The 14,729-nt window shown below is 55.5% G+C and carries 17 protein-coding genes; 2 read left to right on the top strand and 15 right to left on the bottom strand.

Annotation, left to right across the window (positions count from 1 at the left end; translation table 11 throughout):
• Nucleotides 1-102: 102 nt before the first annotated feature.
• The 3 genes from ghxP to soxR all read right to left on the bottom strand — a co-directional run bounded on the left by ghxP (nt 103) and on the right by soxR (nt 3,245).
• The gene (gene ghxP, locus E0L20_RS19875) at nt 103-1,452 is read right to left on the bottom strand and encodes a guanine/hypoxanthine transporter GhxP (RefSeq protein ID WP_131635447.1); all 1,350 of its coding nucleotides are present in this window, start codon (nt 1,450-1,452) and stop codon (nt 103-105) included.
• 297 nt (nt 1,453-1,749) lie between these two features.
• Nucleotides 1,750-2,421: a glutathione S-transferase family protein gene (locus E0L20_RS19870; RefSeq protein WP_131635446.1), complete on the bottom strand. Its 672-nt coding sequence runs from the start codon at nt 2,419-2,421 to the stop codon at nt 1,750-1,752.
• Between the two features lie 365 nt (nt 2,422-2,786).
• Entirely contained in the window at nt 2,787-3,245 is a 459-nt protein-coding gene (gene soxR / locus E0L20_RS19865) for a redox-sensitive transcriptional activator SoxR (RefSeq protein WP_131635445.1), read from the bottom strand.
• A 98-nt stretch (nt 3,246-3,343) separates the two neighbouring features.
• Here soxR and soxS point away from each other — a divergent pair, with 98 nt between their 5' ends.
• Nucleotides 3,344-3,670, top strand: coding sequence for a superoxide response transcriptional regulator SoxS (gene soxS / locus E0L20_RS19860; protein ID WP_013095071.1), 327 nt, complete (start codon nt 3,344-3,346; stop codon nt 3,668-3,670).
• 6 nt (nt 3,671-3,676) lie between these two features.
• Here soxS and E0L20_RS19855 read toward each other — a convergent pair whose 3' ends face one another.
• Nucleotides 3,677-5,242, bottom strand: a complete 1,566-nt coding sequence (locus E0L20_RS19855) for an EAL domain-containing protein (RefSeq protein WP_131635444.1) — start codon at nt 5,240-5,242, stop codon at nt 3,677-3,679.
• 541 nt (nt 5,243-5,783) lie between these two features.
• On the opposite strand from E0L20_RS19855, the gene E0L20_RS19850 reads away from it, so the two are divergent.
• A complete protein-coding gene (locus E0L20_RS19850; RefSeq protein WP_131635443.1) occupies nt 5,784-6,065 on the top strand; it encodes a YjcB family protein in 282 nt (93 codons plus the stop codon).
• Nucleotides 6,066-6,121: 56 nt separating this feature from the next.
• Here the strand turns inward: E0L20_RS19850 and E0L20_RS19845 are convergent, their stop codons facing one another.
• The 11 genes from E0L20_RS19845 to fliD form a co-directional block, all read right to left on the bottom strand.
• On the bottom strand, nt 6,122-6,637 hold the full coding sequence (locus E0L20_RS19845) for a hypothetical protein (RefSeq protein WP_131635442.1): 516 nt from the start codon (nt 6,635-6,637) through the stop codon (nt 6,122-6,124).
• A complete protein-coding gene (gene parM, locus E0L20_RS19840; protein ID WP_131635441.1) occupies nt 6,630-7,679 on the bottom strand; it encodes a plasmid segregation protein ParM domain-containing protein in 1,050 nt (349 codons plus the stop codon). Before parM ends, E0L20_RS19845 begins: the two co-directional genes overlap by 8 nt.
• A gap of 80 nt (nt 7,680-7,759) precedes the next feature.
• Nucleotides 7,760-8,524 carry a C40 family peptidase gene (locus tag E0L20_RS19835; RefSeq protein ID WP_131635440.1) on the bottom strand — a complete coding sequence of 255 codons (765 nt, stop codon included), beginning with the start codon at nt 8,522-8,524 and terminating at the stop codon, nt 7,760-7,762.
• 11 nt (nt 8,525-8,535) lie between these two features.
• Nucleotides 8,536-9,459: a putative lateral flagellar export/assembly protein LafU gene (gene lafU / locus E0L20_RS19830; protein WP_131635439.1), complete on the bottom strand. Its 924-nt coding sequence runs from the start codon at nt 9,457-9,459 to the stop codon at nt 8,536-8,538.
• Entirely contained in the window at nt 9,459-10,322 is an 864-nt protein-coding gene (gene motA, locus E0L20_RS19825; RefSeq protein ID WP_131635438.1) for a flagellar motor stator protein MotA, read from the bottom strand. Before motA ends, lafU begins: the two co-directional genes overlap by 1 nt.
• A gap of 7 nt (nt 10,323-10,329) precedes the next feature.
• Nucleotides 10,330-11,031 (bottom strand): FliA/WhiG family RNA polymerase sigma factor, encoded by a 702-nt coding sequence (locus E0L20_RS19820; RefSeq protein ID WP_131635437.1) that lies wholly within the window; start codon nt 11,029-11,031, stop codon nt 10,330-10,332.
• A gap of 13 nt (nt 11,032-11,044) precedes the next feature.
• Nucleotides 11,045-11,512 (bottom strand): flagellar basal body-associated FliL family protein, encoded by a 468-nt coding sequence (locus E0L20_RS19815; RefSeq protein WP_131635436.1) that lies wholly within the window; start codon nt 11,510-11,512, stop codon nt 11,045-11,047.
• Nucleotides 11,513-11,522: 10 nt separating this feature from the next.
• A complete protein-coding gene (locus tag E0L20_RS19810) occupies nt 11,523-12,563 on the bottom strand; it encodes a flagellar hook-length control protein FliK (protein WP_242673423.1) in 1,041 nt (346 codons plus the stop codon).
• Nucleotides 12,560-12,868: a hypothetical protein gene (locus E0L20_RS19805; protein WP_131635435.1), complete on the bottom strand. Its 309-nt coding sequence runs from the start codon at nt 12,866-12,868 to the stop codon at nt 12,560-12,562. Before E0L20_RS19805 ends, E0L20_RS19810 begins: the two co-directional genes overlap by 4 nt.
• A complete protein-coding gene (fliS, locus tag E0L20_RS19800) occupies nt 12,861-13,256 on the bottom strand; it encodes a flagellar export chaperone FliS (RefSeq protein WP_119937873.1) in 396 nt (131 codons plus the stop codon). Before fliS ends, E0L20_RS19805 begins: the two co-directional genes overlap by 8 nt.
• Before the next feature lie 16 nt (nt 13,257-13,272).
• The gene (fliD, locus tag E0L20_RS19795) at nt 13,273-14,577 is read right to left on the bottom strand and encodes a flagellar filament capping protein FliD (RefSeq protein ID WP_131635434.1); all 1,305 of its coding nucleotides are present in this window, start codon (nt 14,575-14,577) and stop codon (nt 13,273-13,275) included.
• Nucleotides 14,578-14,729: the final 152 nt, after the last annotated feature.

Here is a 14,729-nt window from a genome sequence, read left to right as displayed (position 1 = left end):
CTCTTATTCTATCCTCTCCAGAGTAACGCAAAAGGCAACGGGATGAGTCCGGAAAATAAAAACGGGCGGCCTGAGCCACCCGTTTTCGCATCAATGGTCAACTTAGATTGCCCAGCCGCCCGCGTAGAACGCGACCAGTGCGATAGCGATAACGACGGTGCCGATGTTCAGCTTGCGCCATTCACCGGACACCAGGCGACCAATCACCAGCGAGGCGAAACCGATCATGATGCCGGTCACGATGTTGCAGGTCAGCACGATAAATACCGCGGTGATCAGGCCAGACATCGCGTCAACGAAGTCCGCAAAGTCGATTTTCGCCACGTTGCTCAGCATCAGCAGGCCAACGTACATCAGCGCCGGTGCGGTTGCATAAGCCGGGACCAGGTAAGAGAGCGGCGAGAGGAACAGGATCAGCAGGAACAGCACGCCGACGGTGATCGCCGTCAGGCCGGTTTTACCGCCTGCCGCCGTGCCCGCTGCGGACTCGATGTACACCGCCGCAGGCGCCGCGCCCACCAGGCCCGAGAAGACGCTGCTCAGGGAGTCGGTGGTCAGCGCTTTGCCGCCGTCGATAATCTGGCCGTCTTTATCCAGCAGGTTCGCCTGGCCGGCCACCGCGCGGATGGTGCCGGTGGCGTCAAACACCGCCGTCATCACCAGCGCCAGCACGCTCGGCAGGATCACCGGGTTCAGCGCGCCCACGATGTCCAGGCTGCCAATCAGGGAGTTGCCTTTGTCATCGCTCAGCGACGGCATGGCGAAAATACCGGAGAAGTGGACGGTTGGATCGAAGATCAGGCCAACGATGGAGACGCCGATAATGGTCAGCAAAATGCCGCCCGGCACCTTCAGTTTTTCCAGCCCGATAATCACCGCCAGCCCCACCAGCGACATGATCACCGGGAAGCTCGCGAAGTGGCCCAGCGCAACCGGCAGGCCGTCCAGCGGGTTCTTAATGACCAGACCCACGCCGTTCGCGGCGATCAGCAGCAGGAACAGGCCGATACCAATGCCCGTACCGTGCGCCACGCCCTGCGGCAGGTTGCGCAAAATCCAGCTGCGGATGCCGGTGGCGGAAATTACGGTAAACAATACGCCCATCAGGAACACGGCGCCCAGCGCAACCGGCACGCTGATGTGCTGGCCCAATACCAGGCTGAACGCGGTAAACGCGGTCAGAGAGATGGCGCAGCCGATCGCCAACGGCAGGTTCGCCCACAGGCCCATCACGATGGAGCCCACGCCGGCGACGAGGCAGGTGGCGACAAAGACGGCAGCCGGCGGGAAGCCCGCTTTACCCAGCATGCCCGGCACCACGATAACGGAGTACACCATCGCCAGAAACGTTGTCAGACCGGCAACGACTTCCTGACGCACGGTGCTGCCGCGAGCAGAAATTTTAAACATGGCGTCAAGCGAACCGCCAGTACGCGCAGATGGCGTAGACATAGAAAACATCCCCTGAGAGTTTTTATAGAAAGTCCGCAAGCGTGGTGGAGACTCCACTGCCAGCAAAACGTCTAATCCTTGTGCTGCGTTTGCGACGAAAGGGGCGTCACAAAAAAAGCAAACGTTTAGCTCCGCGCTTACAAAACGGGTGGTCAATTTTAGGCAAACGATTATCTAGCCTAATACCCGCCCTTTTCAACTGAACTTTCTCGTTTTTCGCTAAAATTCCCTTATGGCGATGAAGAAATAATCAGAGGATGCGCAAACGTTATCGTCCATGCGCAATTTCGTTACGGTTTACCCTTCACCGGGGATCGTGAGCGGACCGCCCTGTTGAAGCGTTCTCTGCCAGCCTGGGCTGTTCTCAACCTTCGTCTTCCACGCCTGGGTATGCGGCAAGTTTTCAATTCCGCCGCGCGCCAGCAGGGCAAAGATGGGGAAACTCATCTGAATATCCGCCATGCTGAGCGCTTCGCCTGCAAACCAGCTGTTTTCAGCAAGATGCGATTCAATAAAGCGGGCGTGCGTTTCCAGCTGGCGGTTGAGGTACGCTTTTTGTACGCCCTGCCCCAGCGCTTTACCCAGCGTTCTCATGCCAAACGGCACGGGCGGTTTACCCAGGCTGCTGAACACTAATTTCATCAGCAGCAGCGGCATCAGGGAACCTTCGGCGTAGTGCAGCCAGAAGCGGTACTGCACCTTATGCGCAGGATCTAACGGCTTGAGTCGGGATTCGGGATCGTAGGTTTCCTGAAGATATTCCAGAATAGCGCCGGACTCGGCGAGGATCAGCCCGTTGTCCTCCAGCACCGGCGATTTGCCCAGCGGGTGCACTTTTTTAAGCGATTCAGGAGCCAGCATGGTTTTTTCGCGCTGGTAGCGGACGATCTCGTAGGGAAGGGCAAGCTCTTCAAGCGCCCAGATCACCCGGTGCGAGCGCGACTGGTTGAGATGGTGGACCTTTAGCATGGTGTTCTCCTGTGATTCATACTTCTTAACTATAGAAAATCGAATAACATCGCGAAAAAATTTTGGCTAAAAAGCAGTCGTTCGCGCTGGCGAAAATTCGGGGGCTGCATAGAATTAAAGTGTCAGCACAAACCGGAACCTCATCAACCAGCTCGACACGAGGGGTGCTGATGTCGGGGGAAACCCTCCCGTGAACCAGCGGGATAGAGAGAAAGACAAAGACCGGGAAAAACTAAAGCGCCCTTTGTGGCGCTTTAGTTCTTTATAATGCTTTTTGCCGGGTGACCCTTCGCTTACCCGGCCTACGTTCTCGGTTTTGTAGGCCGGGTAAGGCGCAGCCGCCACCCGGCAAACCGGCCGCACATTCAGTCCTCCTCCAGCAGCCGCGCCCCCGTCCCCTGCTCGCCCAGCCTGTCGCCCGGGTTACGCAGCGGACAATCGCTGCGCGACAAACACCCGCAGCCGATGCAGCCGTCCAGCTCGTCGCGCAGCGCCACAAGCGTGTGGATACGGCGGTCAAGCTCCTCCCGCCATTGGGAAGAAAGGTGTTTCCACTCCTTCGCGCTCAGCGTATGCCCCTCCGGCAGAACGCCGAACGCATCGCCAATGGTCGCCAGGGGGATCCCGATGCGTTGCGCTATTTTGATAATCGCCACGTAGCGGAGCACATCGCGGGTGTAGCGCCGCTGGTTGCCGGCATTACGGATACTTTTAATTAATCCTTTGCTTTCATAGAAGTGGAGCGCCGATACCGCCACGCCGCTTCGCTTCGCCACTTCGCCCGGGGTTAACAGCGCTTTTATTCGCGGCAATCTCTTTTCCATAAAACCTCTTTACCTCAAGTTAACTTGAGGAATTATACTCCCCCGCAGACAAAACGACGAATCAACAGAGATAGTTGTATCTACAGAGGGGCAACCTTATGTCGCATCAGCAGATTATTCAGACGCTTATTGAATGGATTGATGAACATATCGACCAACCGTTGAACATTGATGTGGTCGCTAAAAAATCGGGCTATTCGAAGTGGTATTTACAGAGAATGTTCCGCACCGTCATGCATCAGACGCTGGGCGAGTACATTCGCCAGCGCAGGCTGCTGCTGGCGGCGCAGGCGCTGCGATCGACGCAGCGGCCGATTTTCGACATCGCGATGGATTTGGGCTACGTGTCGCAACAAACCTTCTCCCGCGTATTCCGCCGCGAGTTTGACCGCACGCCGAGCGATTACCGCCATCAGCTGAACTAAAGCGTATCAGCGCAAAGGTTGCTGCTGCCAGGTCATAAATTCCTGGGGCGGCATCGCTTTCGCAAAGTGCCATCCCTGACAGAACTGCACGCCGCGCTTTAACAGCCAGCTCACCTGCTCAGCCGTTTCGACACCTTCCGCAATGGTTTTAAGCCGCAGGCTCTGCGCCATCTCGATAATGTGCTCAGCAATCAGATGGCTGGTGCTGTTGGTCGTTAAGGTGTCGATGAAGGATTTGTCGATTTTCAGGATATCGACGTTCAGCGAGTAGAGGTTGTGCAGGTTAGAGTACCCCGTACCGAAATCATCGATCGCCACCTCATACCCAGCCTGGCGGAAAGCCTGAATGACCGGCGTGGTTTTAGGCACGTCGATAAACCCGCGTTCCGTCACCTCTATTTTGATTTGCTGCGCGCGCACCGAGTAGTGCCGCGCTTTGTCGGATATCATGGCGATCAGGCGTGAGGAGTGGAAATCAGAGGCCGACAGGTTGATTGAAATATACAGATGCGGATGGGCGGCCAGAAAATGCCCCAGGTCGCTGAACACTTCCTCAACGACATAGTCCGTAATGCGCTCAATCATCCCCTCTTTTTCCGCCAGCGGAATGAACTCCGCCGGGCTCATCACCTGTCCGTTAAAGCCTGGCCAGCGCAGCAGGGCTTCCGCCCCAACGCACTGATTATTCTTGATATCGATAATCGGCTGATAGTGTACGCAAAGCTGGCGCTTGTTTAGCGCCCTGTGCAGCAAACGTCCCGGCGAATTAAGCTCACGATGGGTACGCGACCACACCAGCAGAATAATGATGCTGCAGATCATCCCCAGCGGCAGCGTCAATGTGGCCTGGTGATAGAGGATTTCATAAAAGCGCTTATTGGACGTCGATACAATGGCAGCAATGGGACGTTTGCCGGAATTCACGACCGTATAAAAGCGGCCATCTTTTTGAAATGACGATTCCTTATGTCGAATCATCGAATTTAATAAAGCGGCATTGGTTGTCTGACTCACGGAAAAAAAGGCGTTGGTCACCGTGTCATAGACACCCCACGCGAGTGAATGATCGGACGACATCACTTCGCTGTATGAAAGCGGATTAACCACGACGACATAATTGCCGCGTTGCATATACGTCATTTTATAGCCAGTAAAAAATGGCGTATCGCGATAATAATAGATGGCAACGTCGGGTTTACGTTTGTAATTCGCGGCAGGAATTGCGTAAGGGCGATCGGGCGTCATCGCGGTCGAACAAAGAAAATTCTGACCTTCGGCATAAATTAAATCGGCGACAAAAAGACGGCCCCGAACAACGTTCAACATATATTGACGATGGTCCGGCGTACAAAGTTTACCCTGATATTTTTCGGCGTCGTCCCGAGCCAGATCAACCTGATGAATAACCAGCTCTGTTTTATCTAAAGCCAGTTCAGCGAAGGTGCGTAGCTGGGCGCTTGTTTCGGACACGGCTCTTAGCTGGGCAAACCATAGCGCAAGCATCACCGGTAGCATCACTACCATGATAATCCCTACGATCCTGAGCATCTTGCGCCGCGCGCTACGATTCATTTCCCGCCCTATATCCCTGCACTTTGTACGCCTGTAGTTATGAAGGCCGGATGCTTAGTTAAAGAGGTGATTACGTTGCATGAATCATACGAAGTTAGCAACTGACTTTTGGTATTAAAAATCTTAATTTTAGTTATGACGATAATATTTTCCCGTAAGCTAAACTGAAAGTATTCGTTCCGTTTCAATTAAGGAAAATAATTATCCAGCATGGACAGGAGGTTTTAAGATAACACAACAGAGGATCTTTGATTAAGCCATACTTCTCGCAGCATGAAAAAAGTACAACATGAACATGAAATTTTCTGCTATTTCCTCGCGGCTATTTTTAGCGTTGATTTATAAATAATCAGACGCCATGAGCGAGAGCGTTGCGCCTGCTGAACACCGGCAAGAAAATCTGCCACGCCACACCCAGGGCAGATGACCCCCTTCTCAGACACTGGCGAATAAAACAGCAAGTGTGATATAGTTCACACATCTTATGTAACGAAAAACACCGTTTCATTCCAGTTCGTCTGTTTTGTTGAGGATGGGTTCTATGGCAACCATTACCACCAGCATGGTTCTCCTGCGCTGGCCATTATTCAGCGCGGTTTTGATGTTTTTAGCCAGCACGCTGAACATTCAGTTTCGTAAATCTGACTACGCCGGCCTGGCGGTGATCAGTACCCTGTTGGGCGTTGGCGCAGCCTGCTGGTTCGCGACCGGCCTGCTGGGAATTACCCTGCTGGATATCGCCGCCGTGTGGGAAAACATTAAAGTGGTGATGGTTGAAGCAATGAGCCACACGCCCCCAGACTGGCCGATGGTCATTACCTGATAGCGTTCGATCTGTTCCTGCCCGGTTAGCACAGCGCAACCGGGCAAATGACCGCTTCAGAAAATCCCTTTCTGGCGAATTTTCTGCATTTTTTCTACCGGCGCGTCAACCTTGCTCACTTCAATATTATCGCGCTCCGGCGCTGGCGCACTGACGTTTTTCGCCGCCAGCCGCAGCTGCTGCAGCGCCAGCTTGTGCTGTTCCATCAGCGGCCTGAGCGCAGCCACTTCGTCGCGAATTTTTTGCAGCTCCTCCAGCTGCGCCGACGGCGCATCCGGCTTCAACTCGGGCTGAAGTTCACTCAGCAACGTCTCAAGAGTGAGATTTTCGCGCCCCAGCGACTCGGCCACATGGTGACAAAGCGCGGGGTCCATCAGAAACAGCTGCAGCCCCGCCAGGTAGACGTCGCGATGAAACGCGCGAATTTCCATATTTGAATCATCAACGCTTGCCGACTGATTCACCGACTGGTGCCACTGCTGGAGCTGCTGCATCGCACGCAGATCCGCATGCGACTGCTCCGGCGTCAGGTGAAGAGACAGATTGACGCGGCGAATCTGCCCCTTACGCATCCTCACCCACCTCTGCCATCAGGGGTTCTTCTACGCTCTGCGCCCCTGATTCGGAGTGATAAAGGCAAATTTCGCGGGACAGCGCGCTCTGCGGGTTATCGATACTGACAACGCGGTCACCGAGCGTCGCATACACCTCGCGGATCGCCCCTTCAATCAGGTGCGCGCCGCCGCCGACCAGATAGACGCGGTTCGGGTTCTTGGCGAATTTCTTCGCTTCGTAGGCCACCTGGTCGCCCAGCTCCTGGATCTTGATGGCAATCTTCTCCAGGATCTCGTCGATGCGGGACTCATCGTTAATCACGCTGCGTACAAAATCGAGATCGTGACGGCGCTTGATCAGCTCGTTTGCCACCAGATAGCTGGAATCGCTGTCCGCAGCGGCCAGCAGCTTGCGGGTAGCATCCGTCACCATCGCCACGCCGATCTCGTTGTTACCGTAAATCGCCGACACGTCGTCGAATTCACCGACAATCACGCCCATATCCAGCGTGGTCCCGCCGCAGTCAATCACCAGCGACTTCGTAAATTCATTCACGTTCGAGTTGAGAAGGTGCGAGAGCGCGGCGGGCAGGCTTTCCGGCATTACCTGTACGTCGACAATGCGGAACAGTTCACCTTTGTTCAGCGTAATGTCGCGCATCAGGTTTTTGCGCTTCGCCTCGATGCGCTCCTCGTTACGCTGGCAGTCGTCCGGGTTGTAGAACTGGGTAATTGGCAGCGTAACAATAACCTCCACGTCGCACGGTTCAACGCCCGTTTGCAGCAGGGCGTGGTGCACCGCCAGCAGGTTTAAATCGTCGTACTGGTAGTCGATATGGGTCGTGGAGAGAGCCTTATCGGAGGTGGCGTCGTAGGTGTATTTGGTGGTGCCGATGGTGTAGTTATGCACCGCCTGGCCGCGCAGCAGGGCCGCACTCTTCCAGTCTTTGCGGAAGGAGTTCGGGGAGACGACGGTTTTCAGCGTGCCGTTCTCAATCCAGCTGATTTTTACGTTGGTGGAGCCATCATCAATGGCGAATTTTTTACGCATCTGGTTCATAAAAAGGTTCTCAGTCACTCTTGAATAAGGGGGCCATCCCTGGCGGCGCATACCTTGAGGGGGTATTCAGCGTCAGGCCGTCACAGCACGGCCTCTTCAGTTAATATCCGGCGGGCACCGAGGTAGTGGTCCTGCCAGAAAGCGTCGGATAATTGGCTTACGCGGATAGTCAGCCCGGTGCGCGGGGCCTCGATAAACTGCCCTTCGCCGATATAAACGCCGACGTGGTCAGCCCCAGGCCGCTGGTTGATGTTGAAAAAGACCAGGTCGCCACGGCGCAGTTTTTCCTGCCGTATCGGGCGTAAGGTTCTATCCTGGAACATACCGTTAGCGGTACGCGGCAGGTTGCGGCTTAGCACGGGGTTAAAGGCGTAAAAGACCAGGCCGCTGCAGTCAAACCCCTCTTCAGGCGTTTGCCCGCCCCAGACGTAGGGTTTTCCTATCTGCTTTTGCAGCTGAAAGATCACCTTCTTTAACGAGGCCTGTAGCCGTGGGCTGATTTTCTCTCCCGGCAGCGGCTCCCAGATCATATCGGTGGACAACCTGCCCGGCTGCCAGCGCTTGTGCATCGCCAGCCATTCGCGGTTTTCCGCCCGTTCAAGGCGTCGCTTTTCGCTTTCACGTCGCTTCTGTTCCGGCGTTAAGGGCACGACCGTCACGCGCAGCTGCGTTTTTTTTAGCAGCAGTGCTTTATTACGCATTCTGGCCTTCGAGGCTTTTTCCTTTTCCGCCTCGGTTTTTATCTGGCTGCGCGGGGCCGCCTCGACGGGCGCACTCAACGCCATCATCAGCCCGACGATAAGGGCCAGACACGCCAGCTTCTGGATTTGAATAAAGGTGGACATCGTAAAACCGTTTAATTCTGCTGCGAGAGTCTGTCGACTATCGGCTTAATCACTTTTTCACCGTGCTGGCCAAAGAATTGATACAGCGATTCGCTGGCAGACTGGGTGAGCACCATAATCTCAATGCGTCGATTCGATGAGCTAAGGGGATTATCAGGGTCGATCAGCATCTGATCCGCCATCCCGCTGACCTGCAGCACTTTGCTCTGATCCAGACCGGCATGGGTTAATACCTTGCGGGCCTGCATGGCGCGCTCTCCCGACAGGTTCCAGTTGTTGTAGAGATCCTGATCGCGAAAGCGGGTCGCATCCGTGTGTCCGGTAATGATGATCTTGTTGTCGATCTTGTTCAGCGCGGGGGCGAACTCCGTTAACAGCCGCTTGAAGAACGGCGTCAGGATCGCGCTGCTGCGCTGGAACATCTCTCGCTTCCGATCGTCGGTGATCAGGATGCGCAACCCTTGCGGCACAATCTCAATTTTGAGGTTTGACTGTGCATCATAGGCTGAGGTGATTTTCATGATGATGCGGGCGAGATCTTCAATCTCGTTCTGAGAACGCGATTTCACATCGTCCAGGCTTTCACTTTTCGCCATAGCGGCTGGCGTAGCGGCCTCTTTATGGTGCTTGTTCTTTTGCGCGTCGGTATCGCGTTTTTCGGTCACGGCAATCTTGCCGCCCATCCCGTGCGGCTGGGTGATAGGCGACAGCGTTTGTCCATCGAAAATCGACTGGCCGTTTAGCTGGGAGACGATCTCTTTACGCTCCTCTTCGGTTACCGACCCCATGATCCACAGCACCATAAACAGCGCCATCATGGCCAGGGTAAAGTCGGCAAACGCCACCTTCCACGCGCCGCCATGAAAGGCATCATGGCTTTTGCGCGAGGAGCGTTTGATGATCGTGGTGTGTTCTTTTCCGCGATTGCCCCGCATCAGGATTCACCCGTCATTTGATTCACCCAGCCGTCCAGCGTGGCGAAGGTTGGCTTCGAATCCAGCGGCAGCATTTTGCGCCCGGCATCCACCGCCAGCAGCGTCGGTTTACCCGCCACATGATTAACCAGCACGGTACGCACGCATTCGATAACCGCCATCTGCTTTTTGGTGCGCTGCTCCATGGCGTTCGCCACCGGGTCCATCAGGCAGTAGCAGAAGAAGACGCCGAGGAAGGTGCCCACCAGCGCGGCCGCCACTTTTACGCCGATCACGGCAATGGAGCCGTCAATGGACTGCATGGTAATAATGATCCCCAGTACCGCCGCGCAGATGCCGAAGCCCGGCATCGCCTCTGCCGTACGCTGCAGGGAACGGGACGGCTGCAGAAGGTTTTCTTCCATCGCCACCAGCTCCTGCTCGAGGATGCCCTCCAGCTCGTGCTCGTTGATTTTACCCATCGCCATCAGGCGGAAGTTATCGGCAATAAAGGTGATGATCGCTTTGTTCTGCAGGATCAGCGGGTACTTCTGGAACAGCGGGCTGCTTTCCGGCACTTCGATATGCTCATCCAGCACCTTCAGGCCGCCGTCCTGCACCAGCTCGAGCAGTTCATACAGCAGCATCAGCAGCTGGCGCTGGTACTCATCGGTATATTCGTTTTTGCGCATAATGCCGCGAAACTGGCGGTACATCTCCGCCAGAACCGCTTTAGGGTTAGCAAGCACCATCGCCCCCATACCGGCGCCGAGAATAATGATGATCTCACCGGGCTGCCAGAACGAGGCCAGGCGCCCGCCGGACATAAGAAAACCGCCTACGACGCAGGCGAAAATAATGAAAATACCGAGAAACTTTTGCATATACCTTTCACTTCTGGAAAAAACACTGGATCTTCTGAGCGATCTTTTTATTGAGCTGACAGACGCGCGCCTCGGTAAGGTCGAGGACTAACGCAATCTCTTTTAAGCTCATCTCTTGCTGGTAATAGAGGGTGAGAATCAACTGCTCACGCTCATCAAGGCTTGCCAGCGCAGCCCGTAACGTCCCGCTGGTGACCATTTCGTCCTCCAGCGAACGGCTATTCAGGGTGCCATTCAGGGCATCTTCACCCAATAAATCATCAAGACTCTCCAGCGTCTTCGCGCAGTCCAGCAGCAAATACTCGTGGTACTCCTCTGCAGTGATAGAAAGATGTTCGCTGAGATCCTCAAAGCTCGGCGTTCTGCCGAGTTTGCGCGTCACTTCCCGGATGGCGTCATTGATCTTGTGACTTTTCTGACGCAGCCGGCGCGGGCGCCAGTCCAGCTCGCGCAGCTCATCAAGGACCGCACCGCGAATGCGTTGTGCCGCATAGGCCCCAAACTGCTCGTCGGGATGACCGTAGCGCCGAAGCGACGTCAAAAGCCCCATCAGCGCAATTTGCTCCATGTCCTCTTTATCCATCACGCTGCTGGTCTGCCACGAAAGCTGCTTCACTATCCGGTGCACCAGCGGCAGATAAGCGTTGACGTAACGCGCTTCATCCGCCGGGGTCAGCGAGTCATCAGCAATAAAATCCATCATTTCCATCAGCTGCCGCGACTTACTGGAAAACCATTTTGCTGATGATCACGTCCTTAAACGGCATCCGCGTGTTGAGGCTCTGGAAACGCTCCTCGTAGGCCTGCATCAGCTTGTCGTGCAGCAGCTCCACGCTCATGGCGCGCACCGTGTCGTATTCCATGGACGACAGCAGGTTCACCGTCGCCCCGCGAATGGCGGGCGAAAGCTCTTCCGCACGGCGGGTATCGTTCGCCGAATGGGTCGCCAGCGCCAGCTCCAGCAGCAGGTAGCGCTCTGAATCACCGTGGCTTTTCAGGGTCACGACCACGTTCTTGATCTCTACAAACTCCACCGAGCTCTCTTCTGTGGAGGAGAACATGCTGCTGATGGCAGAAAGCTTGCCCTCATCCTGACTCAGGAGATGCGTTCCCAGGACGGTGAGAACGGCGGCAAAAATGGCGGCGATTAAGGCAATCACCAGCCCCAATGAAAATGTCTTTATGGTCATGTGGTTTTGTTTACACCGTAAGTAATACTGAATCGTCTTGGTTGAATGCCGACCGCGTCTGGTCTGCGGCAATCTCCGCGCCCGCCGCCGGGTTATCCTGCGGCGCATTCATCTGCTGCTGCCCGCGCCCCTGCTGCGATTGCCCTGACTGGGAAGAAACCTGCACGTTCACCTGCACGAAATTCTGTTCCGTCAGGCTCTGGCGCAGCTCATTGCTTATCTGCTGCAGTGCGCGGTAGGTTTCACCGTTGCTGGCGCTGATATGCACCTGCATGCGTCCGTTCTCGATTTGCAGCGAGATATCAACTTTGCCCATCTCCGGCGGATCGAGGCGGATGGTGGCATGCTGCACCTGGTTTTTGACCTGCAGCTGCAGGCGGTCACTGAGAGCGCCGTGCAGCTGCTGCGCCCACTTCGCCTCATCCGCATCCATCTTGATGGACGGAAGATTGACCGTCTGTTTTTCAAGTGTGCTGGTAAACGTCTGCGCCACGGCGGGTTGCCCAACCGCAGGGACAACCGACATCAGCGGTTTAGCAACGTCCGCGATCGCGGGTTTTACCGCATCCGTCACCGGCTCGGGTACGACGCTGGTCAGCGCGGGCTGCGGCTGTGCCGTCATTGACGGCTGCCCCGCGTTGACGCCCTGCATTTTCAGCGCGTCGCCCGCCAGCGGTACGCTGTTCGTCGTGGCGTTGAGCGTTTTGACGGGCAGCTGGCTTGCCGCCAACAGCGCGTCCAGCAGCTGCTGCGGAGAGCCAATAAGATCCTCAACGCGCGGCCTGGCGTCGGCGTGATGCTCGGGCTTATCGTCATCGTCGGTAGATTTCACGTCCGCCAGCACCATAGCCGTATCGCGCTGCTGCTCTCCCCCCATCAGGGAGTTAATAATGTTAAGCAGCGCATCATTAAACGCCGGTTGCGCCTCGACGCTGGCGCCGGTATCCACCGGCATGTCACCTGCCGCGCTCACCGCGGGCAACACGGCTGGCGTTTCGGCGGGCTCGGCCGCAACGGGAAGCTGGGTCATTTGCGAAAGCATCAGGTTCATTGCCCAAAATCCTCTTCGCTGGAGAACAGCGCGTAGGCCGTTGCCCCTTCCTGATTGCGACGCGTGCGGGCAATCTGTTTTTCCAGCGCCTCGCTTTGTACCTGACAAAACTGGCTGACCCGGGTATGTGTCTGCTGAAGCGCAGCAAGCGCGTCGCGTTTGTCCGCGCTCAGCGCCTGCCCTTTCAGCGACGTCAGCAGCCCGGCAATCTGAGCATCAACCTCCTGCATTTTCGGCCAGTCGTGCTGACTGGCCGCATGCTCCAGGGAACGCGCCAGAAAACGCATAACCTGAATATCATCCATTCTGCTGCCCCATTTTTTCCCAGCCGTCCTGAAGATTGCGGAGGATCACCTCCACTTCTTCCACGCTGGCGACCGAGAGCTTGTGGCTGGCATCGTAGAGACGATAGACGCAGTAGTCGTAAAGATTGGCCAGGCTCAGCGCCAGCTCGCCGCCCTTTTCAAAGTCCAGCGAGCTGGTCAATGCATTGAGGATGTCGATGCATTTATTCACGCTCTGCACTTTGCGGTCGTAGCGACGCGCGGCGATGTGGCTTTTTGCGCGCACCAGTTCGTCCATCAGGCCGTTAAACAGCATAAGCACCAGCTGATGCGGATTTGCTGCGGCGGCCTGAATCGCCAGATCGGATTGCTGATAGTGGCCGTAGCCCTGCTGTTCGTTCCCGTACATAAACGCGGTTATTTCCTTAAGCTAAACCAAACATGCCCATGGTGTTGTTCATCTGCGCCATCGCTTTTTGCAGCTGGGTAAACTGCTTCAGATAGCGCGCCTGAGAGGAGTCGAAGCGGGCATTCATGGCTTCGGTTTTGGTATCAATGTCTTTCTGCTGGCGATCCAGCACTTCCTGGCGCCCTTTCAGCAGGCCAGACGTTGAGTTGAGGTAACGGTCGAGCGTTTTATCCACCGCCGTCAGCATTCCCTCTTTGCCGTTGAACAGATCGTTGAGCTTTTGCGGATCGGCTTTGATCGCAGCATCCAGCTTTTTACTGTCTATCTGCAGCTTTCCTTCACGGTCGGCGGTGATGCCAAAATCAGACATATGCTTGTCGCCGAACACCTGGCGCATAACGTCGTTCAGTTCGCGATCCAGCGATGACATGGTGGCGTCACCGGCAAACGCACCGCGGGTTTCGTCGTCTCCATTACCGCTTTTCGTCAGCTTGCTTAGCGTGTCCTGCAGGGTGTTATAAGAGTCAATAAAGGTCTGAAGCTGCTCTTTTGTTCCCGCGTTATCGGTGCTCACAGAGATGGTCAGCGGTTTGTCTTTTTCCGTGACCGACGTCAGCTCGATGGTCACGCCGTCAATCAGCTTATCGAGCGTGTTAGAGCTGTTGGTGAAGGTCATCTCTCCCATCTTGATGATGGAATCGGCGGCTTTCGAAATCTCTTTCGGGGCGGAAAAATCCAGACCGTTCGGGCTGGTGACGGAAATCTTATTTTTCGATCCGCTCTCATCGCTGCTCAGCATCAGCGTGACTTCGCCGTCGGTACGAATCAGCGACGCCGTGACGCCTGGGTTATCCTTGTCGCCGTTGATGGCTTTTGTCAGATCGCTCAGGCTCTCCATGTCCGTCAGGTCAACGGTAATGGTTTTGGCCGCAGAACCTTCGCCGAGCGTGATATCCATCGTACCGGAGGCATTTTTAATGGCGTCGTCGGTCATTTTTTCGAAGCCGATCTGGTGGGCAGATGCCAGCTGATCCACTTCGATGTTGTAGGTTCCCTTCAGCGCGCTGGAGCCTGCCGTCACGTTCGCAACGCCTTCGCGGCTCATGCTGGCGATGTTTTTCAGCATCCCTTCGCCGGTTTTGTTCAGCCCGCTCATCGCCGTGCGGAAGTCGGTCAGCGCCGTTTTTAACGCGTCGAGCGCTTTTTTCTGCGCATTCATGGTCGACGTTTTGCTCGTTATCTGGTTCTGCAACGATGCGATGTCGTAGGTCGCCAGCTGCTTGGCCAGCGTCGCGGGATCAATACTGCTGAAATCTGCCATTTTGTTTTCTCCTTTCGCACCTGTTGCTAAACCATGAGCGTATTAAGCAAACACCGTGCCAACTTTTATGTTTTTAAAATTCAGGTAGTTACGATTATGAAGGAAGGCGACTTTCCCCCAGGGGGAAATAAAGGAAGGGAAACGCCGCAAAC

Source organism: Enterobacter wuhouensis (assembly GCF_004331265.1).
Lineage (GTDB): Bacteria > Pseudomonadota > Gammaproteobacteria > Enterobacterales > Enterobacteriaceae > Enterobacter > Enterobacter wuhouensis.
Note: the sequence above shows the minus strand (reverse complement) of the source record. Positions and strands in the feature narration are given on the sequence as shown.